Source organism: Fimbriimonadaceae bacterium (assembly GCA_023957775.1).
Classification (GTDB): domain Bacteria; phylum Armatimonadota; class Fimbriimonadia; order Fimbriimonadales; family Fimbriimonadaceae; genus JAMLGR01.
On sequence record JAMLGR010000002.1, the window covers coordinates 1 to 19,438 of the forward strand.

Sequence of the window (19,438 nt, forward strand, 5' to 3'; positions counted from 1 at the left end):
CTTGCCGTCGAACGGACTTGGCCACCTCTTTGTATCGATCGAGGGTGGAATCGAGGGGCTCCGCAGCGCAAGGGCCAGGGCCTGGTACTGCTGTCGGCGCGCCTGCCACCCCTCCTCACGGCCGATCGTGAAGTCGGTGTCTGCAACAAGCGCATGGTAGATCCTCGCCGCCGTCGGAAAGGCGACCAACGCCTGGAAGAGCTCCTGGCGGGCGTCCTCGAGGATTGGGTCCCTCTCCTTCGATGGCTGGTCGAGGGCCGCCCACGATCTTCGGAACGACTGAACGATCTTGATCCTCGACTTGCTGGGGCTGAGGAGGCGTGTGAAGATCTGCTCAGGGCCGCTCGGGAGGTCCTCTTCCTTGAGCCCCAGCTCGGCACGCCCTTTCGGCGTGGAGCAGAGCTCGATCAACGACAGGACCCCGTACAGGTCCCCGCGGTGCTCCCGTTTCAGATCGGGAGGAGGCAACGCTCGCACCAAACGGTCCAATGCCAGAGCGTAGGCGGGTTCGTCCCGGTGGATGAAGGACCACTCGCCGACGTGCTGCAAGGCGATCCTCTCGATCGACTCCGCCACCAAGGCTCCGAGGTCGGTCGGCTCCTCGCGGAGGTGTCCAGCCATCGCAAAGAGGCGATCCGCATCGGCGATCGCGTCCGCAGCGCGCCCCTCGCAGGCGGCCACCGTACCACGCAGCGCCGTGAGTTTCGCCGCCTGCCTGACGACGGCATACTCGGGAAACAGCGTGGCAGGCCCTTCCCACTTGCGTTCGAACCAACAACGGGGGAGCTTCACCGCCCGATCGACGAGCTCCAGTGTCTCAGAGTGCGAAGCCAGCAGCTGCTTCGCCTCGGCGAGCGTTCCCGCGTTGGAATGGAACCTCAGATTGCGGTCGGCTTCGTCCGGGTCGACACGGATCGTGTCCGACGGATCAACGCCAGCCTTGCGAAGCCGGCGGTAGAGCAGGGCGGCGTTCTCGGCGGGGAGGGCGGGCCGCACCGTGGCCGCGAACTCGGCCGAGGTGGTCGGCAGCCCCTCGGCGCGCGCGAGACGAAGCTGCTCCCGGTACTCCGATTCCTCCTGCCTGGCGTGGATCGACCGAACGATCAGCGGGGTCCCGACGACCAGCGCCGCCAGAGCCCCCATGCCAATCCAGGTATTGCGTGTCTTCAAGGGACGCTCTTACAGTTCGCTTCGCTCACAGCCCCTCACCCCCTGCCCCCTCTCCCCCAGAGGGGCGAGGGGGTTCGAAACCACCACCACAAACCACAAACCACAAACCACAAACCTAGAACAGATTCGGATTCGCCTTGAGATATGCGTCCGCGTTCTCCTTGGTCACGATTTCCGTGGGAAGCACGATCTTTTTGTCCGCCGGAGGACCCTCGCCCTTGAGCAACGACGCCGCGACCCGAATGCCCTCGGGACCCGGGATCGGGTACTTGAACGTCGCATCCACCTTGCCGTCGAGGATGTACTGGACGATCTCCTTCTGACAACCATCGACCCCGACGATGATCTTCTTGGGCGTGCCCGCGGCTTCCATGGCGAGGTACGCGCCGATCGCCATCTCGTCGTTGTGGCAGTACACGGCGTCGAACGCGCGTCCGGACTGCAAGAACGTGTCCATGTAGTCGCGAGCGGCCTTGCGTTGGTACTTGCAGTCGTCGCCCTCGATCACGGTGATGCCGGGGTTCTTTTTGAAGACCTCCATCGCCCCCTGCGCCCGCTCCAGGGTGGCGGAGGCGCCGCCGAGTCCCTGGATCATCAGCACGGTGCCCTTGCCGCCCAGCCGCTCGACGAGATATTCGCCCGCCTTGCGTCCGATCTCGACATTATCTCCGCCGATCAGACACGTGTATTTGTCGCCGGGAATCCCGCGGTCGAGGAGGATGACGGGAATGCCCGCATCGTACGCCTTCTCCACGGTTTGCTGCACCGACTCCTTCACCGGGCTGACCAGCAACACCTTCGGCGTTTTCACCAACAAGGTGTCGATCACCGAAATCTGCTTGTTGGGGTCGTCTTCCGCCGACTGCTGTTCGTACGCGAACTCGTCCCCGTGCTTGGCCGCCTCAGCCTGGATCTCTTTGTCGAACACCTGCCGCCAAGGGTCCTGGCTGTTGGCCTGGGCGAAAGCCACCAGAGGCTTCGCCTCGCCCGCCGCCGTCGGGGTGCCCCCCTCCGGCTTGCTCCCACATCCGCCGATCACAACGAGCGCCGCCAGCGCACCGATCATCCACTTCATGCCTGCTACCTCCGGTCACTTCAGAAGATACACCCTTTTCCGGGCGCGGCTCACTTGCGCCCGAGGTTCTGGAGATAGACCGCCACCAGAATGATCAGGCCTTTCCAGCCCATCGCGACCTTGTCGTTCACGTTCTGCAGGATCAGGAGCACGGTGAGCGAGCTGATGAACAAAGCGCCCACGAACGTCCCCAACGCGTTCCCCACGCCCCCCAGCAGGGCGCACCCGCCCACCACGGCGGCGGCGATCGCGTCGAGCTCGTAGCCCAGGCCCGCCGCCGGGTCCCCGTTGTTGCCCCGGGCCGTAAACAGGAGCGCCGCGACGGCCACGCAGAAGCCATTGATCGCGTACGCGCCCATTCGCGTCCGCGTGACTGCGACCCCGGCGAGCCGGGAAGCCTCCTCGTTTCCACCAATCGCGTAGACGTTTCGCCCAAAAACCGTTCTCGCGAGGATCAGGGCGGCCAAACCCGTCACCGTGATCAGAATCCACGCGGGGACCGGCAAGGCCGCCTGCGTCTGCTGGAGCGGCGCCAACCCGTCCCCGATGCCCGAGATGTTCTTGCTGTCGGTGTACACGTAGGCGATGCCGCGCAGACTCACCATGGCCGCCAGGGTGACGACGAACGGTTGCATCCGCGTGACGCCGATGGTCAAGCCGGACAAAGCCCCAACGCCGAGTCCCAGAACCAAAATGTACGCGCCCGTCGCCTCCAGCGACATGCCGTCCCGCATCCAGGTCGCCGCAATGCAGTTGAGCAGGCCGAGCAACGATCCCGCGCTCAGGTCGATGCCGCCCGTGAGGATCACGAACGTCATTCCCACCGCGAGCACGCCCGGGATTGCGACCTGGTTCAATACGTTGCGCAAGTTGTTTGGGGTGAAAAACAGGGGTTCGAACGCGTACGCGAACACCAGGAGGAGCACGAGGCTCAGCACGCCCTGATACCGCTGGGCCGTCCGGGCGACGCCCGACCACCCGCCCGGACCACCATCGGTCACCTCGGCCATCCGCCCAGGGGGTTCCCCGCATCCCGCGCCTCGGCTACAATCAACTCAACCCGCTGCATTCGTCGCTCCGTCCTTTCGATTCGGGGCGGCGGGTCGGCATCCTTCCGGAGAAATTGATGATCGCCTCTCTGTTCCTCTCCGCCTTGGCGCTCGCCCCCGCACCGACGATCAGCGTGAAGACCCTTCTTCCCGAAATGACCGATCTGGCGCGGCTCGCGCACCGCCCATCTCCCGCGTACACGCTGTCCCAAGCGAGCAGCTACGATCGCAAGTCCCTCGAGCCCGGGAACGACGATTGGTTTGCCAACGCCGATTACGGCCAGTTCATCCGCACGATCGAGGTCGGCAGCCGCAAGGAGCACGTCATGGCGGACCTCAAAGGTCCGGGGGCGGTGGTGCGCATCTGGTCCGCCAATCCAAATGGGGTGATCCGCTTCTACTTCGACGGCGAGGCCACCCCGCGCTTTGCGCCCCGGTTGGCCGACCTCCTTTCCGGCAAGACGCCGGGGCTGGGCGAGCCCTTCGGCTACATGGCCGATCGCGGGGCGAACCTCTACTTCCCCTTCCCGTACGCGAAGTCGCTCCTGATCACCGTCGATGACGACGGGGCACCGGCCAGCCGCCTTTACTACCACGTGGGCTATCGCACGTACACCGAGCCCGTGGACGTGGTGACCTTCACCCCCGCGCAGATCGCTGAAAACGCCGCGGCCATGAAGCGGATCGCTTCCGAGTTGGAGGACCCCGGCACGATCCCAACACCGGCGGGAGAGACCGTCCGCGCCGAGTGGACGCTCGCTCCGGGGTCGACCGAGGTGCTGGAACTCCCCTCGGGACCGCGCGCCATCCGCACGCTGCGCATGCGCGCAACCGCGGTGGCCAGCCCGGGCGCGGCCTGGACCGACCCGAACCAGACGCACAACGTCCTGCGGCGCGTCCTGCTGAACATCCAGGCGGACGACGAAGATTGCGTCAGCTCGCCCCTCGGGGACTTCTTCGGCGCGGCGCCCGGCATCCAGCCCTACCAATCCGTTCCCTTCTCTGTTGCCGCGGACGGAACGATGACCAGCCGTTGGGTGATGCCCTACCGCGAGGACGCGCTCGTCATCGCCACGAACATCAACACGGTCCCCGTGAAAGTGACCGTCGAGGCCACCGCCTCGCCCATGCCTTTCGATGCGAGCACCTACTACTTCCGCGCACAGTGGGGCGGTGAAAACGGCTCCACGCGTCCCCACCACGACATGACGTTCCTCAATGCCTCGGGCGAAGGGGTCTGGGTGGGCTCGATGCTGCACGTGGCGAACCCGGTGCCCAGTTGGTGGGGCGAAGGTGACGAGAAAGTGTCGGTCGATGGCGAAAGATTCCCCAGCACCTTCGGCACGGGAACAGAGGATTACTACGGCTACGCGTGGAGCTCGAACAAGACGTTCCAACGGCCCTACCACGCCCAACCGCACAGCGAGACGCCGGGCAATCGCGGACACAGCGTGGTGAACCGATGGCACATCTTCGATCCCATTCCCTTCCGGAAGTCGATCCGGTTCGACATCGAGAACTGGCACTGGGCCGACACCACGACCGCGTTCCTCCACACGGCGTACTGGTACTCGGCGCCTGGCGGAAGCGGACCGGGGAGCATCAACCAAGCCCTTCTGGCCCCGCCGGAGATCGTCGCTCCCAAGCCGGTCGAAGGCGCCATCGAAGGCGAGAGCCTCGTGATCGCGAGCCGATCGGGGGGCACGACCGAAGCCCAAGAGGGATTCTGGGAGACCTCCGGCGAGAAGCAGCTTTGGTGGAAGGACGTGGCCAAAGGGGACACTCTGGTGCTCCGGGTCCCCGTGCCCAAGGCCGGACGCTACACGGTGGTGGGCCACTTCTGCATGGCGACGGATTACGGCATCCACACGCTCACGCTGAACGGAAAGGAGCTGGGCACGTTCGACTTCTATTCGCCCACCCTGAAGTGGGAGAAGAAGACGCTCGGCGAAGTCGAGCTTCCCGCCGGCGAGGTGTCGCTCGAGGTTCGGTGTGCGGGGGAACATGCGGGGGCGATTCCGTCTCGCATGTTCGGCCTGGACTACCTCCTGCTCGTCCCGAAGTAGCCGATGTGGAATAACCCTAGCGGAGCGGGGGATGGGTGGCAAAGAGAGACTGCTTGAGGCGGCGCGCGGCTTGTTCGGCACGTCGTCGTACGTCTCCGTAGGCGTCGCCCAGATCCTCGACGCCGCAGGCGTTCAGGCGCCGACGCTTTACCACCACTTCGGCGACAAGGAGGGCCTTTACGTCGCGTGGGCTCGGGACGCGATGGAACGGCTCGGGCAGCGCTCGGCGCCGTTCCGCGACGCGCCTCTCCCGCTTCGGGAGCGCTTCGAGGGGTTCGCGGCCTGCCTCCTGTCGGACCCGGGTTTCGACTTGCTGCTGGCGCTGCGGGAGGCGCCCCAACTCGCGCGGCCCGCAAGCGGGGAAACGATTCTCGGCGCCTATCTCTCCCACGTGTACGAGCCCCTGTGCTCGCTGCTGGTCCAGGCCGTCGAGACCGGGCAGGTTCGGAGGGACCCCATCGGCCGAATGGCCGACGTGTTCCTCATGGGCACCTTCGCGCTTTCCACCCAATACGGCCGCGCGGATCTCGGCCCGCGGGAGGCCGCCCAGTGGTGGACCGATCGGTTCCTCGTCGCGATGCGTCCTTAGGGGCGAAACGGGCTCGGATCGGTTGCGTCGCGCCTGGGTGAATCTGCCACAATAGCGCCTGGGAGAGTTGGTCAATTGCCTTACGTTGTGACAGAGCCGTGCATCGGCGTGAAAGACAAATCGTGCATGACGGTGTGCCCCGTGGACTGCATCTACGAGGCGGACGACATGGTCTACATCCATCCGGACGAGTGCATCGACTGCGGTCTTTGCGAGCCTGAATGCCCGGTCACGGCGATCTTTGTGGACACCGACGTTCCCAAGGACTGGAAGGATTACATCCAGAAGAACGCCGTCGAGGCCGCCAGGATCAGCGGCGGCTGACGCTCACGCCGCATCCTGTTCGACGAGCCGATTCCAACGAGCGCGCTCGATGCGCCCAAGCTCCTCGAGCTGCACGCCGATTCGGTACGTGCCGTCCTCGATCGACTCCATCTTGCAGTAGCGAACCTCGGCGTCGCACTCGACGTTGCCAAGCGGCGTGGTGAAGATCACGCGCACGTGTTCGCCCTTTTTGATCTCGCGGGCGGCCACGAGGCCGGCCCCGCCCACGCTCAGATCGACGACCGTGGCCTCGAGGGCCTTTCCGCCGCCCGTGATCGTCGCTGTGACGTCTTCGACGGTGACCCGAACCTGTTCGCTCGCCGTCAGAAACCGCACCGGCTCGGGAATCACAAAGGTCAGCTCTTTGGGGCCGACCGCACGGAGCACGGCACGAAACAGTGCGGTCGACGAGTGCCCGTGCACCTGGACCATGAACGTCTCGCCCAGCTTCACCTGCGTCGGCCCACCAAGCTTGACCACCAGATCGGTCCGTGTGAAATCCTTGACCCAGCCCGAGAAGAACTTGGCGTCCGCCAAGCGCTGCAAACGCACGCGCGTATTGATGAAGATTGCTTCTTGGGTCGCCATGACAACTGGTCGCCCACCGGGGCCGTTTCCATACATGTCGGTTGGTTTGCATCGCACACTCACCCCCCGGACGCCGCGGGAGCGTATCATTTGTACAGTGAGCGAAAGTTCAAACATTTCATCAGATCCGATTCTTGCGGCTCAGGACCAGTTCATCCTCGAGTGGGGCCGCATGAGTTCCAGTTGGGGCATCAACCGAACGATGGCTCAGATCCACGGGCTGCTCTTCATCACGGGACAGGCGATGAGCGCGGACGAGATCGTGGAGCGGTTGCACATCAGCCGGGGCAATGCGAGCATGAACCTGCGCGATCTGATGGACTGGGGCATCGTCCGGCGGTTTCGACGTCCGGGCGAACGCCGAGACACCTACGTCAGCGAATCCGATCCTTGGCAGATGTTCGCCCGAGTCGCGCGCGAGCGGAAACGCCGGGAGCTCGATCCCACCGCCGGCGCGATCCGGGAGTGCATCGCGGCGCTTCCCCAAGACGGGGAGGCGCCGCAGGCGGTCCTCATGCGCTCCCGACTCCAAGCATTGCTTGAGATCTTCGAGATCATCGATGCGGTCTACCAGCAGGCCCTGGCTTCGGACGGCGCCCTCCTTCAGGCGCGCGAGTTGTTCCGCAAAGACGAGAACGACCGCCGGTAGGAAGGCTGGTTTTGCGCGTTTCGCCTGGGTCGCAGACCCAAGCCAATGGTATGTTGAGTTCAAGGCATGCCCAAACTGGACCGCTCCGATGCCACGCCGGCACCTCCCCGCCGCCGCCTCATCCCCGTGCTGGCGGTGCGCGACACGGTGCACTTCCCCAACCTCATCAACACGGTCCACGTGGCGCGCGAGTCATCGCTGAGGGCTGTCCGGCGGGCTCTGGAGACGGATCGGCGCGTCCTCGTGTTGAGTCAGCGAGACATGTCGGTGGAGGACCCCTCCGCCTCGGATCTCTGTCGGATCGGCACGCTCAGCGAGACGCTCCAAGCGCTTCCGATGCCGGACGCCACGTTACGGGCGGTCCTCCGCGGCACGGGTCGCGTCGAAGTGCGCCACCTGGTCAAACGCGGATCGATCTTCTATGCCGAGGCGATTCCGGTGAGCACGGTACCCGCTCACGGGGTGGAAGCCGACGCACTCATGCGTGAGTGCCTCGACTCCCTCGAGGCGGTCATCCGCCTAGGCGACGAGGTGCCTCCCGAAGCCCTTCCCGCCGTGGCCCACCTCGACGATGCGGGAGCCCTCGCCGACGCGATCGCGCACCATCTGCCCCTCAAACCGCTCGTCAAGCAGGGCCTCTTGGAGGAGGTGGACGATCATCGGCGCCTCGACGAGGTGCTTCGGTGCCTTCGCCGAGAGATGCAGGTGCTCGAGATGCGGGCGGACATCAAGCACCGGGTGGACAGGGAGGTCGCCGACGTCCAGCGCGAGTACTACCTGCGCGAGCAGCTTCGCGTGATCCAGACCGAACTCGACGAGCGCGGCGCGCGCGTCAGCGACGCCGAGCTTCTTCGCGAGCGCATCGCCTCGTGCGGGATCTCCGGCTCCTCCCTCGACAAGGCCCTTGCCGAGGTCGACCGACTGGATCGAACCCCTCCGTCGTCCCCCGAAGCCGTGGTGCTGCGCAACTACCTCGAGTGGATCGCGGAACTGCCCTGGTCGCGGCTCAGCGAAGATCGCCTGGACGTCAAGGCCGCGGCCTCCCTTCTCGACCAACAGCACTACGGCTTGCAGAACGTCAAGGGGCGGATCTTGGACTTCCTCGCCGTTCGCCAGCTCAACCAAACCCTGCGCGGGCCGATTCTCTGCTTCGTGGGTCCCCCGGGCGTGGGAAAGACGAGCCTCGGACGGTCGATCGCCGAGGCGATGGACCGCTCGTTCCATCGGCTGTCCCTCGGAGGCGTCCGAGACGAGGCGGAGATCCGAGGCCACCGCCGGACCTACGTCGGCGCCCGGCCGGGATGTTTGGCTCAGGCGATGCGGACGTGCGGAACGCGCAACCCGGTCCTCGTGCTGGACGAGATCGACAAGATGGGACACGACCTTCGCGGAGACCCGACCAGCGCCTTGCTCGAAGCGCTCGATCCCGAACAGAACGCCCGCTTCGTCGACCACTATCTGGAGCTTCCCCTCGATCTCAGCGCCGTGCTGTTCATCGCCACGGCCAATGTGCTGGAGGAGATCCCCGCCCCGCTGCTCGACCGGATGGAGATCATCCGGTTCCCTAGCTACACGAGCGAGGAGAAGGTTCACATCGCCACCCGTTTCCTCATCCCTCGCGCGATCCGCGAGAACGGGCTGCTCAAATTCAACCTGGACCTGCATCCGGACGTTCCGGCGCTGCTCGTCGACGAGTACACGCGGGAGGCCGGGGTTCGCTCGCTCGAACGGGTCGTCGACGAGCTCTGCAGGAAGGTCGCGCGACAAGCCGCAGGCTCGCGGAAACGCACGTTCCGCATCGGCATGCCGGAGGTTTCGAAGCTGCTGGGAATTCCCCGCTACCCGCGCGATTCAAGCGGCCTGCGAGACCGGGTCGGCGCAGCCACGGGGCTGGTGGTGACCGAAGCGGGAGGAGACGTCGTCCAGATCGAGGCCAGCGTCCTCGAGCCGCTCGGCCCCTCGCCGGTACTGCACCTCACGGGCAACCTGGGCAACGTGATGAAGGAGTCCGCCCAAGCGGCCATGACGTACATTCGCGCCACGCAGCCCGATTGGGCGCCGGGCCGCACGTTGCGCCACGACGTCCACATCCACGTTCCGGCGGCGGCGACCCCGAAGGACGGGCCGAGCGCGGGCCTGACCATCGGCGTCGCCCTTGCCTCCGCGCTGTCCGGCGCGGCGGTGCGCGGGGACGTCGCCATGACGGGCGAACTGACTTTGCGGGGGAACGTCCTGGCGGTCGGCGGTGTCCGCGACAAGGTACTCGCCGCCCACCGCGCGGGAATCACCACCGTCATCCTGCCCGAAGAGAACAGAATCGATCTGGGCGAGATTCCCGAGAGCATCCAAAAGGCCGTGCGGCTCCAGTTTGTGGAGACGATGGACCAGGCGCTTGCCATCGCCCTGCGTCCCACCGGGACAACCCACACTAGTCGGCGAGGTTCCGCAGTTCCAACATCCGCTCGAGGGCAAGCGTCGCGAAGCGGGCGGTCTTTTCCGGCACCTGGATCTCGTTGAGCACCACCCCTTCGACGAGGTTCTCGAGCACCCAGCACAGAAAGCTGGGGTGGATTCGGTACATGGTCGAACAGGGGCAGATTTGCGGGTCCAGGCAGAAGATCGTCTTGTCGGGGTGCTCTTTGGCCAAGCGGCTGACCAGGTTGATCTCGGTCCCGATCGCCCAGGTGCTCCCCGACTCCGCCGCCTCCACCGTCTTGATGATGAACTCCGTCGAACCGTCGAGATCGGATTCCCGCACCACTTCCAACGTGCACTCGGGATGGACCAGCACCTTCACGTCCGGGTGCTCGGCTCGCGCCTGCCGCACCTGCTCGACCGTGAACCGACCGTGCACGCTGCAGTGCCCCTTCCAGAGCAGGAACGTGGCTCGGCGCAGGTCGTCCACGGTGTTGCCACCCAGGGGCTTGAAGGGATCCCACACCACCATGTCCCGGTCGGGATCGTAGCCGAGCTTGACGCCTGTGTTCCGTCCGAGATGCTGGTCGGGAAAGAAGAGGATCTTCTCGCCGCGTGTCAGGGCCCACTTCACCGCCACCGGGGCGTTGGTCGAGGTGCAGACCGTTCCTCCGCGCTCGCCGACGAACGCTTTGAGGTTGGCCGCGGAGTTGATGTACGTGACCGGCACCACGCGCGGCCCAGCCCCCGCGGCATCCGGCGCGCGGGCGTCCAACTCCTTCACCAGCGCGTTCCAGCAGTTGCGCACCTGGAAGTGGTTGGCCATATCAGCCATCGAGCAGCCCGCGGCGAGGTTGGGGAGGATCACGCGCTGGTTGGGGGCCGCCAACATGTCGGCGCTCTCGGCCATGAAGTGGACCCCGCAGAAGACGATGAACTCCGCCTCCGGGTGCGCGGACGCGTTCTGGGCGAGCTTGTACGAATCGCCGCGGTAGTCGCAGTGCTCGATGATCTCGTCGCGCTGGTAGTGGTGTCCCAGCATCACGAGGCGGGAACCGAGTTTGGCCTTCGCCGCGGCGATGCGCGCGCGAGCCTGCCCCTCGTCGAGCGAGGCGTACTCCTGCGGAAGCGGTTCTTGATACATTTCTACTCAACCCGAGGCGGGCCGCTCAGGGGCATCTTGCCCGCTGGATGCCGTGCAACAGTCCTGCTCAGGACGGGGATGTTGTCGCAAGACACGGTAAGAAAAGTGTACCTAAGCCCGGGACTCGGGACTCCGCACACGAGCCTTCGCCGCCGACGGAGCGCGTTCCCGGCCGAGCACGGCGTCCACCACGCCTTCGGCGTCGAGCCCCACGTCCCTTCGGATCAACGGTTGGGCGCCGTGTTCGACGAACGCATCGGGCAGAGCGAGAATTTCGAACGGGATCGCACCGAGACCACGCTCGGCCAAACCGTCGCGCACCTGCTGGCCAAAGCCGCCGATCCGCACGTTCTCTTCGATGGTGACCACGCGACCGCATCGCTCGGCCGCCTCGGCGAAGGCGTCCAAATCCAGGGGTTTGAGGAACCGCGCATTCACGACGGTCGCCTCGAGGCCGTGCTCGCGGAGCCGCGCGGCGGCCTCCCAGGCCGCTCCCACCATCGACCCCACCGCGAAGATCGCCAAGTCCTCGCCGTCGCACAAGACCTCCGCCTTGCCGAACTGAATCGAGGTCCGCGACTCGGGCAACGCATCGTCGCTGGCGCCCCGTGGGTAGCGGACCGCGAGCGGACCGGCCTCGTAGGTGCTGGCGAACCGGGTCATCTCGCGCAGCTCGGTGGTGTCGCGGGGAGCCATCAGCACGAGGTTCGGCATCAGGGTGAGATAGGAGATGTCGAACGCGCCGTGGTGCGTCGGGCCGTCGTCCCCGACGAGCCCCGCCCGATCCATGAAGAACCGAACGGGCAGCCGCTGGATGCACACATCGTGCAGCACTTGGTCGAAACCGCGTTGGAGGAACGTCGAGTAGATCGCGCAGAACGGCTTGAGCCCGCCCGCCGCGAGGCCCGCGGCAAAGGTCACGGCATGCTGTTCCGCGATTCCAACGTCGTAGAACTGGTCGGGAAACTCCTTGGCGAAGCGGTTGAGCCCCGTGCCGTCGGGCATGGCGGCCGTGATCGCTACAACCGTCGGGTCCTGCTCCGCACACTCGACGGCCGCATCGCCGAACGCTTGCATGAAGGTCACGGGGCCGGCCGATTTCACCATCTCGCAAGCCGCCAGATCGAACGGCCCGACGCCGTGCCACTTGCGGGCGTCCTCCTCGGCGACCTCGTAGCCCTTCCCCTTGACGGTCAGGGCGTGGACGAACACGGGCCCCCTCAACTCTCGGACGTTGCGGAAGACCTCGAGCAGGGTGGGCAGGTCGTGCCCGTCGATCGGGCCGATGTACTCGAAGCCCATCTCCTCGAAAATCGTGCCCGTGTCTTCAGGTGCGAAGTAGTGCGTGATGCCGTGACGCAGGCCCGCGGCGACCCTGGACACTGGAGAGGGGAGCTTCTCCACCACCTCTTTGGCGCGATGCGCGAGGTCCTGCAACAGGGGCCGCGACCGAAGCTTCTGGAGATAGGTGGTCAGGGCGCCCACGTTCGGAGCGATGGACATGCGGTTGTCGTTGAGCACGACGGTCAGGTCGGTCTTCATCTCCCCCGCATGGTTGAGGGCCTCCCACGACATCCCCGACGAGATCGCCGCGTCTCCGGTCACGGCCACGACGCGTTCTCGCGTTCCCAGCCGGTCGCGCGCCGTGGCGAACCCGAGGGCGGCCGAGATCGCCGTGCCCGCGTGGCCCGCACCAAAAGCGTCCAACTCGTGCTCGTCGCGCTTGAGAAATCCGCTAAGCCCCTTGTGTTTGCGAAGGGTGTCGAAGCGGCCCAACCGGCCCGTCAACATCTTGTGCGGGTAGGCCTGATGCCCCGTGTCCCACACGACCTTGTCCGGAGGCAGCGAGTACGCCGCGTACATCGCCACGGTGAGTTCGACCGTGCCGAGGTTGGAACTGAAGTGTCCACCGGTCTTGCTGACACGCTCGAGGATGGCGTGGCGAACCTCGTCCACCACCTCCTGCAGCTCCTTGTCGGACAGTTTGTGCAAGTCCGTGGGTTGCACGATGGCGGACAAATGTCTCAGATGCTCCATAGACCTTCCCCTTAGCATACGCGTTACGCCGCTTCTGCGTTTGGAAGCGCGCCGAGGGGCCTTGCTCCAATAACCGCAATTCTCAACCTGGCGTTCCAACGGATCGGCCGTAGAATCAAGGGTGCCCATGAAGGCAATCTTGTTGATCGAGGACAATCCCGATGACGAGCGGCTGGCAGTGCGGGCGATTCAGGAGCGGGTCGCGGAAAGCCGGATCGTCGTCGCGCGCGACGGCGCCGAAGCCGTCGATCAGTTGGAGAACGAAGGAGACCAGTTCGACCTGGTGTTGCTCGACCTGAAGTTGCCCAAGATCAGCGGCCTCGACGTGCTCAGGCGGCTGCGCGGAGCTCCTGCGACGGCCCAAATGCCCGTCATCGTGCTCACGTCCTCGAACGAGGGGTCTGATTTGGCGTCCGCCCGCGCCCTCGGAGCGGACCTCTACGTGCAAAAGGCCGTGGACCTCGACTCCTTCCGCCGGTCGATCGACACGATTCTGGATCGTTGGCTTTCGGGCACCCCCGTCGCAAGCGACTCGCGGTAGCGCGCGAGCCTAGTGTTGGGCGCGCACCCACGCGTGCAAAGCGGCCGACGCCTCCGTTCCCTTCGTGGGAATCAGCTCCAAGCAGGGGATCCCCTCCCATTGGCCCCGATCGAGTCCGCCCGCGCGAACTTCCAAAGGCTCCGTTTCCAAGCCCACCGTGTGCCCCTCGGCAACCAGGTTGCCCAGGAGGTTCGACTGCGCAAGTCCGATGAGAAAGGCGGCCGCCACCTCGGCGTCCGTTTGGGCGAGGCCGTAGATCTCGATCTCCGGAAGGCTGAACTTCTGCAGGCCGAGGGTGAAGGCGTGCCAACCCTCTCGGCTCGGCTCAAACCGAACCACCACGTGCTCGCGCGCATCGACGCGCGGGTCCAGGCGCGGATGCACGAACAGCTTCTCGGGAAGCACGTACCGCTGGGCCAGCGGGTCGGCGACCACCCCCTGCGTCGCCCCGCCCAGGCGCCGGGCCAGATTGAGAAGGAAATCCAGGGCGGGGTAGACGTCGGGATCGTGCGACTCGAAGCTCAACTGCATCACGATCCAGGTGGCGCGCAACCTGGCGAGCACCTCCTCCTCGAGCAGGGCCGCCAGGGGGCTGGTCGCGACCCAAGACGGGTCGAAGCCCGCCTCCTCCTTGCTGAGGACGCGCATCCGAAGGACCGTCTTGCGGTCTGTCGAGGCCAACGCGTACTCGCCCCGCTCCATCGGCCGCTGCAGATCGGCTTTCGACGCACCGGGCGCAAGCGGCACGCCGAATCCCGGAACAGCGCCGTCCGCCCCCTTGGGCTCGATCGTCGAAACGAGCGCCGGCAACATCGCCTGGCCGCTCAGGACCGAGATGTAGAATCGGTCGGAAAGACCGAAACCGGGTGTCTTGGGCTTGCTGAACTTGAACAGCCTCACGCGCGAGCCACCGTCGCCGTGGGAGAGGGCTCGCTCCGACCCTCGGGCGCGCGGGTCGCCCCTTCGAGCCACGCGCGCCATCGGCCCCAGACAAGCAAACCGGCGAACGGGACGACCCCCAAGGAACGCTGCAGCGAGGCCTTGAACGGATCCACGGCCTCCCCGCGCGCATTGGTCGCGGTCCACGTTTCCGCCGTGCCCTCCCCGTACTCGACCCATCCCATCGGGTCCGCGGCCTCCAACGCCCGCCGAGGATCCGGGGCGAGGACTTGGCCCTTTGGCAACTCCACCCGCACACGGAAGCGCGACAATCGCGCCCCGAACCGGCGCGCCCAGGCGGCGACTTCCCCACCCTCGTAGAAGCACACGTACGTCGACGTCGTGATGAAGGCAAACAACGGGATGTTGAACCGGTACTCGATGAACGCGTGCATCGCGAGGCCCGCGAGCAACACCCACTTGCGGAAGGGGCGGTAAAAGACCAACGTCGCCAAGGCAAGCTCGACCGCGAGCGTGCCGTAGGTGGTGAGCTGGACGAACCAGAGGCTGTTTTCGAGCGCTTCGGGAACCCAAAACCGGTGGAACTCCGGAAGGTGGGCGGGATACCAGGTGGCCGTCCCGTCGAACCAGAACGTGCCGCCGCGTTTGTGCCACACGGTGGTGAGATACAGGAGCGCGATGTTGAACTGCACCAGCCGTTGGCCCAGAAGCGGCACGGCTCGGTGTGGAACCTGGGCCTTGCCTCTCCACAAGGCGAGGAGCCGATCGACGCTGCAAGCGGCGCCGCTGGGAGCCAGCGCCACGTAGATCAGCCCCACGCGCATCAGGGTGTCGCCCCCATGGAGGATCAGGAGGTTCCGGTGGTGCAAGCTCACCACCCCGATCGCGAACAAGATGGAGCTGACGCGCGTCCACAGCCCGATCGTGGTGAGGATTCCGGCCACGACGACCGCCGCATAGAATGCGGCGATCCAGGGGGTCTCCGCCACGTTCCGAAGCGGATTGATCCGCCAATCGTCCCCCGCGTAGAGGCGGGTGACCTCCATCGGCGAATACCCCGACTGGGTGTACCACGAGTTGAAGTACAGGGCCACCATGAGGAGGTTCACGACCGCCAGCCCTGCAAAGAGGATGCGGAACAGGCCCATCGTCACGGGCGATCCGTAGCCGAAGAACCACCTGTCGAGCGACCGGAGCGCCTTCACGGCGTCCCTCCATCGCTCCGAAGTTTCTTCTGATCCACGTCGTACTCGTAGTAGGTGTGGACCGTGTACTCGTCCGGGGTGATTTCGCCGGGTGGCTGGATGAAACGGTAGTGGCGCCGAAGCGACACGTGGACGGGCGGGTTGTTCTCGTTCTTCTCGTACTCTTCGAGCGCGATGCGCTGGGCGAAGGCGGGCCAAAGGAAGGTGAAGTCCTCGGAGTGAGCCCGCTCCAGATACTTGCGGTACCGTTCCTGCACATACTTGAGCGGCAACGGGAGGGTGGCGATGCGGGGGTAATCGTGCACCACGCGCGTCCCGTCCTGGAACTCGACGATCGCGTCCACCCAGACATCGAGATTCGACGGGTTGGGAGCGAACATGTCCCAGTACTGCCACATGCCGGTGGGAATGAGGTAGGCGTGGATCGCGAGCGAAAGCCAGTGCATCGGGCCGTCGACTTGCGCGGGCGGCGTCTTGGCGCGCGAGGCGAAAAGCAGAACGTTGTCGTGGACGTAGGACACCGAGCTCCGCGCGAAGTCCGGGAGGGAGTCGGTGCTGACCGACGGGACGATCGAGCCGTTGGCGAGTCCGGGTGCCGGAGCAGGAAGGCTCCACAGCGTGATCGCCAGCAAGTGGAACGCCACCAGTGGCTTCACCCAAACCGGCAAGGTCCGGACCTGCTCGGTGCTTTCGGGAACCGACCCTTCGCCCATCCGCCTCATTCTAAGCCATCGCGCCCCCCGCGCCTATGACAGGGCTCATCTTCCCACAGCGTTCAGCGCTCGATTTCTGCCAGGACCTTCTCCAACTCCTCGTTGGGTCCGACGGCTTCGCGGATCTGCTTTGCCAGCGAGGTCGCCTCGTCCTTGCGGCCGGCGCGCTTGGCGGCGAGCGCAAGGTTCACGTGGATGCCGAGAGAGTTTGGAAGCCGCCCTGCCGCGAACCGCATCGCCTCGTAGGCTTCCTCGTGCTTGTCGAGGCCGGTAAGGGCCGCCGCGAGTTCGCCGTAGGCCGGTTCGCAGCCCGGAAACAGCTCGATGAGTCGGCGCGCCGCGAATTCGGCATCCTCGTACTCGCCAAGCCGGTTGTGCGCCGCCCCGAGCAGGGCCCACATCTTCCAGTAGTCCGCCAGCCAGTTGCGAAGCGGCTTCAAGGTCGCCACCGCCGATTCGGCGTCTCCCTGCTCCATCTTCTCCCGCGCCGCCTCCACCACCTCGGCGCGTTTGGGCTGCTCCAGCTCGATCTGCCAAGCAAGGGTCTGGGCGCGCGTATCCGCATCGGGATTGCTCGCCAACACGTCCGCGAGAATCTTGGGGATCTCGAATTCGCGACCGGCCTGCTTGAGCGTCTGCGCGTACTCGAGGAGAAGCGGGATGTCGTTCGGGGCCACGTCGATGCAATCCTCGAAGAAGTCCATCGCCCGGTCCAGTTCGCCGCGGTTCGCGAGAATCGGCGCATAGAACCGCTTGAGCGAAAGGGGATCCTCCAGCACGCGGAGACCCTCTTCGAACGCCGCGATCGCCTCCTCTTCCCTTCCCGCCTGCATCAGGGAGATGCCGTATTTGGCGTGCACCATCGCGTTTTGAGGCTGGCGCTCGATCTGCTGTTTCCACAACGCCGGCACCTCGTGGGCGCGGTTCGTCTGGTGCAGCACGGTGGCCAGGTAGTCGAGGGAGGGCTTGTCTTCTCCTTCCATCTCCACGGCCTTCTGGAAGTTGCGCTCGGCGTTCACGGGCATGCCCTGGGCCATCTGGGCCATGCCCAAATGCGTGTAGATGGCGGGCTCGTTCGGCTCGCGCGCCAACGCCTTCTCGAACCACTCGCCGGCTTTGGCGGAGTGCCCGACCGCCTCGAACCCCTCGCCCATCGCGTAGTACGCGCGGAAGTCGTCGGGGGCGAGCTCGATGACCGCCAGCAGATACTTCTCCACCAGCTCGAACGTGCCGATGCGGAACTGGACGGAGAGCCTCGCCAACTGCAGCAGGGTCTCGTAGGGCCCCAAGAAATCGGGATCGGTCTTCAGCGAAGCCAACAGCGATTCGAAAGCGGGCTCCGGCGAAAACTCGCGCGCGACGCGCCCTTCGGCCTGTTGGATGTAAAGCAGCGCGTCGTACCCTTCGAGGAAGCGGATGAAGGCGTCCGGGTCGTCGGTGCCGAACTCCATCGCGTCGCCGGCAAGCTCCTCCGGGAGCTCGACTTCGCACGTGGACGCAAGGTCTTTGACCATCGTGTGCAGGTGGGCGAAGATCTCGGCCTTGGGGAACTTCCACTCGTGGAGGAAGAGCGCCTGGTCGTTGCCGCGCTCGTGGGCGCGGAAGCTCAGCTCGAACGTCCCGGCGTCCTCGTCGTAAGCCACCAACCCGTCCATCACGCGGTCGGCGTCGGATTGGGTGAAGAGCTGCTGGATCCACTCAGGCTCCATCAGCGTCTCCGCGACGTTGACGAAGGCAGCCCGATTCTCATCGTCCACGCGAGCCAGATAGCTCACGGAGTGGATCTCCGCACTCGTGGCGGTTCGGACGGTTTCCGCGGCGAAATTGGCGAATTGACGGCCCAGGGCGGGGCGCGTGCCGGCGGCGGCACTCAAGGGAAGAACGGCGACCTTCATCGTTGGCGAGAGTGTACCGGGAACCCGGGCCGGCTCCTCAGTCGAACAAGAAGACGACCTTGCCGGCGTCCCCGGCCTGCATCAGATCCATCGCGCACTTGAACTCCGTGTAGTGCATCTGGTGCGTGATGACCGGCCACAGGTCGAGGCGCCCCCCGGCCAGCAGACGGCCCATCTGCTCCCACGTCTCCCACATGCGCCGGCCGACGATGCCCTGGACGTCGAGCCCCTTGAAGACCACGGCGTTCATGTCCACGGATTGGATCGGCGAGCCGTAAACGCCGAGCAGGCTCACCCGACCGCCGGGACGGGTGTGGGCGATCGCGAGTTCGAGCGCGGAGGGATGTCCGGACATTTCCAGCGTCGCATCGACCCCTTCGGGCGCCAACTGCCTCAACACGACCGAGACATCCGACTCCTTCGGGTTCAGCACCTGGTCCACGCCGACCTTCTTGGCGAGATCGATCCGGTAGTGGCTGACCTCCGTGCCAATCACCTGGGCGGCTCCGAGCGCTTTGCAGATACTTGCCGCAAAGAGCCCGATCGGACCCATGCCCGTGATCAGCACCGTCTGCCCGACGATCGGCCCCGCCATCACGGTGTGGACCGCGTTGCCAAGCGCGTCTTGGAAACAAGCGATCTCCTTGGGAACGGAACGGTCCGTGGGGCGGGCGTTTTCGGTGGGGATGACCACGAACTCCGCGAATCCGCCGTCGACGTCGACGCCGAGGATGCGCGTGTTCACGCACACGTGTCCCTGACCGCTGAGACACTGCTTGCAGCGCCCGCAGACGATGTGGGATTCGCTCGCGACGAAGTCGCCGACGTGGCGGTCCTTGACTCCCTCGCCCACCTCCACGATCGTTCCGCAGAATTCGTGTCCGATGATGCGCGGAGGGTGGATCCGCGAGGCCGACCAAGCGTCCCACGCATAGATGTGCAGGTCGGTTCCGCAAACCGAAGCGGCTTCCAGGCGGACCTTGACGGTGCCCGGCGACACCTGGGGCTCCGGAACGTCGATGATTTCTACCCCGGGGGCCGGCCGGGTCTTGGCAATGGCTCTCACCGTCGGGGAGTG

At 65.6% G+C, this 19,438-nt stretch carries 17 protein-coding genes; 6 read left to right on the plus strand and 11 right to left on the minus strand.

From position 1 onward, the window contains the following. From M9921_01615 to M9921_01625, 3 genes are all read right to left on the minus strand, one after another. Positions 1-1,170: hypothetical protein (locus M9921_01615; GenBank protein MCO5295533.1), on the minus strand; the 1,170-nt coding region annotated here is incomplete at its 3' end. Positions 1,171-1,285: 115 nt separating this feature from the next. Next, positions 1,286-2,245, minus strand: a complete 960-nt coding sequence (locus M9921_01620; GenBank protein MCO5295534.1) for a substrate-binding domain-containing protein — start codon at positions 2,243-2,245, stop codon at positions 1,286-1,288. 50 nt (positions 2,246-2,295) lie between these two features. Beyond that, positions 2,296-3,255, minus strand: coding sequence for an ABC transporter permease (locus M9921_01625; protein MCO5295535.1), 960 nt, complete (start codon positions 3,253-3,255; stop codon positions 2,296-2,298). A 116-nt stretch (positions 3,256-3,371) separates the two neighbouring features. On the opposite strand from M9921_01625, the gene M9921_01630 reads away from it, so the two are divergent. The 3 genes from M9921_01630 to M9921_01640 all read left to right on the plus strand — a co-directional run bounded on the left by M9921_01630 (position 3,372) and on the right by M9921_01640 (position 6,273). Next, positions 3,372-5,360 carry a DUF2961 domain-containing protein gene (locus tag M9921_01630; protein MCO5295536.1) on the plus strand — a complete coding sequence of 663 codons (1,989 nt, stop codon included), beginning with the start codon at positions 3,372-3,374 and terminating at the stop codon, positions 5,358-5,360. A 31-nt stretch (positions 5,361-5,391) separates the two neighbouring features. Then, a complete protein-coding gene (locus M9921_01635; protein ID MCO5295537.1) occupies positions 5,392-5,949 on the plus strand; it encodes a TetR/AcrR family transcriptional regulator in 558 nt (185 codons plus the stop codon). Positions 5,950-6,057: 108 nt separating this feature from the next. Then, the gene (locus tag M9921_01640; protein ID MCO5295538.1) at positions 6,058-6,273 is read left to right on the plus strand and encodes a ferredoxin family protein; all 216 of its coding nucleotides are present in this window, start codon (positions 6,058-6,060) and stop codon (positions 6,271-6,273) included. Positions 6,274-6,276: 3 nt separating this feature from the next. Here M9921_01640 and M9921_01645 read toward each other — a convergent pair whose 3' ends face one another. Continuing rightward, complete coding sequence (locus M9921_01645; protein ID MCO5295539.1) at positions 6,277-6,861, minus strand: PilZ domain-containing protein; 585 nt, start codon at positions 6,859-6,861, stop codon at positions 6,277-6,279. 97 nt (positions 6,862-6,958) lie between these two features. Here M9921_01645 and M9921_01650 point away from each other — a divergent pair, with 97 nt between their 5' ends. After that, positions 6,959-7,510 (plus strand): MarR family transcriptional regulator, encoded by a 552-nt coding sequence (locus M9921_01650; GenBank protein ID MCO5295540.1) that lies wholly within the window; start codon positions 6,959-6,961, stop codon positions 7,508-7,510. A gap of 66 nt (positions 7,511-7,576) precedes the next feature. Further along, positions 7,577-10,027 (plus strand): endopeptidase La, encoded by a 2,451-nt coding sequence (lon, locus tag M9921_01655; GenBank protein MCO5295541.1) that lies wholly within the window; start codon positions 7,577-7,579, stop codon positions 10,025-10,027. On the opposite strand, the gene nadA is transcribed toward lon, so the two are convergent. Next, positions 9,939-11,069: a quinolinate synthase NadA gene (gene nadA / locus M9921_01660; protein ID MCO5295542.1), complete on the minus strand. Its 1,131-nt coding sequence runs from the start codon at positions 11,067-11,069 to the stop codon at positions 9,939-9,941. The two genes, lon and nadA, sit on opposite strands and share 89 nt — an antisense overlap. 111 nt (positions 11,070-11,180) lie before the next feature. Next, the gene (gene dxs, locus M9921_01665; protein MCO5295543.1) at positions 11,181-13,106 is read right to left on the minus strand and encodes a 1-deoxy-D-xylulose-5-phosphate synthase; all 1,926 of its coding nucleotides are present in this window, start codon (positions 13,104-13,106) and stop codon (positions 11,181-11,183) included. Between the two features lie 127 nt (positions 13,107-13,233). Here dxs and M9921_01670 point away from each other — a divergent pair, with 127 nt between their 5' ends. Further along, positions 13,234-13,647: a response regulator gene (locus M9921_01670; protein ID MCO5295544.1), complete on the plus strand. Its 414-nt coding sequence runs from the start codon at positions 13,234-13,236 to the stop codon at positions 13,645-13,647. A gap of 9 nt (positions 13,648-13,656) precedes the next feature. Here M9921_01670 and M9921_01675 read toward each other — a convergent pair whose 3' ends face one another. From M9921_01675 to tdh, 5 genes are all read right to left on the minus strand, one after another. Next, on the minus strand, positions 13,657-14,547 hold the full coding sequence (locus M9921_01675) for a hypothetical protein (GenBank protein MCO5295545.1): 891 nt from the start codon (positions 14,545-14,547) through the stop codon (positions 13,657-13,659). Continuing rightward, on the minus strand, positions 14,544-15,752 hold the full coding sequence (locus tag M9921_01680; protein MCO5295546.1) for an HTTM domain-containing protein: 1,209 nt from the start codon (positions 15,750-15,752) through the stop codon (positions 14,544-14,546). The genes M9921_01675 and M9921_01680 overlap by 4 nt, the downstream gene beginning before the upstream one ends. After that, entirely contained in the window at positions 15,749-16,465 is a 717-nt protein-coding gene (locus tag M9921_01685; GenBank protein MCO5295547.1) for a hypothetical protein, read from the minus strand. Before M9921_01685 ends, M9921_01680 begins: the two co-directional genes overlap by 4 nt. 62 nt (positions 16,466-16,527) lie before the next feature. Then, a complete protein-coding gene (locus M9921_01690; GenBank protein MCO5295548.1) occupies positions 16,528-18,360 on the minus strand; it encodes a hypothetical protein in 1,833 nt (610 codons plus the stop codon). A 37-nt stretch (positions 18,361-18,397) separates the two neighbouring features. After that, positions 18,398-19,426 (minus strand): L-threonine 3-dehydrogenase, encoded by a 1,029-nt coding sequence (tdh, locus tag M9921_01695; GenBank protein MCO5295549.1) that lies wholly within the window; start codon positions 19,424-19,426, stop codon positions 18,398-18,400. Positions 19,427-19,438 lie beyond the last annotated feature (12 nt).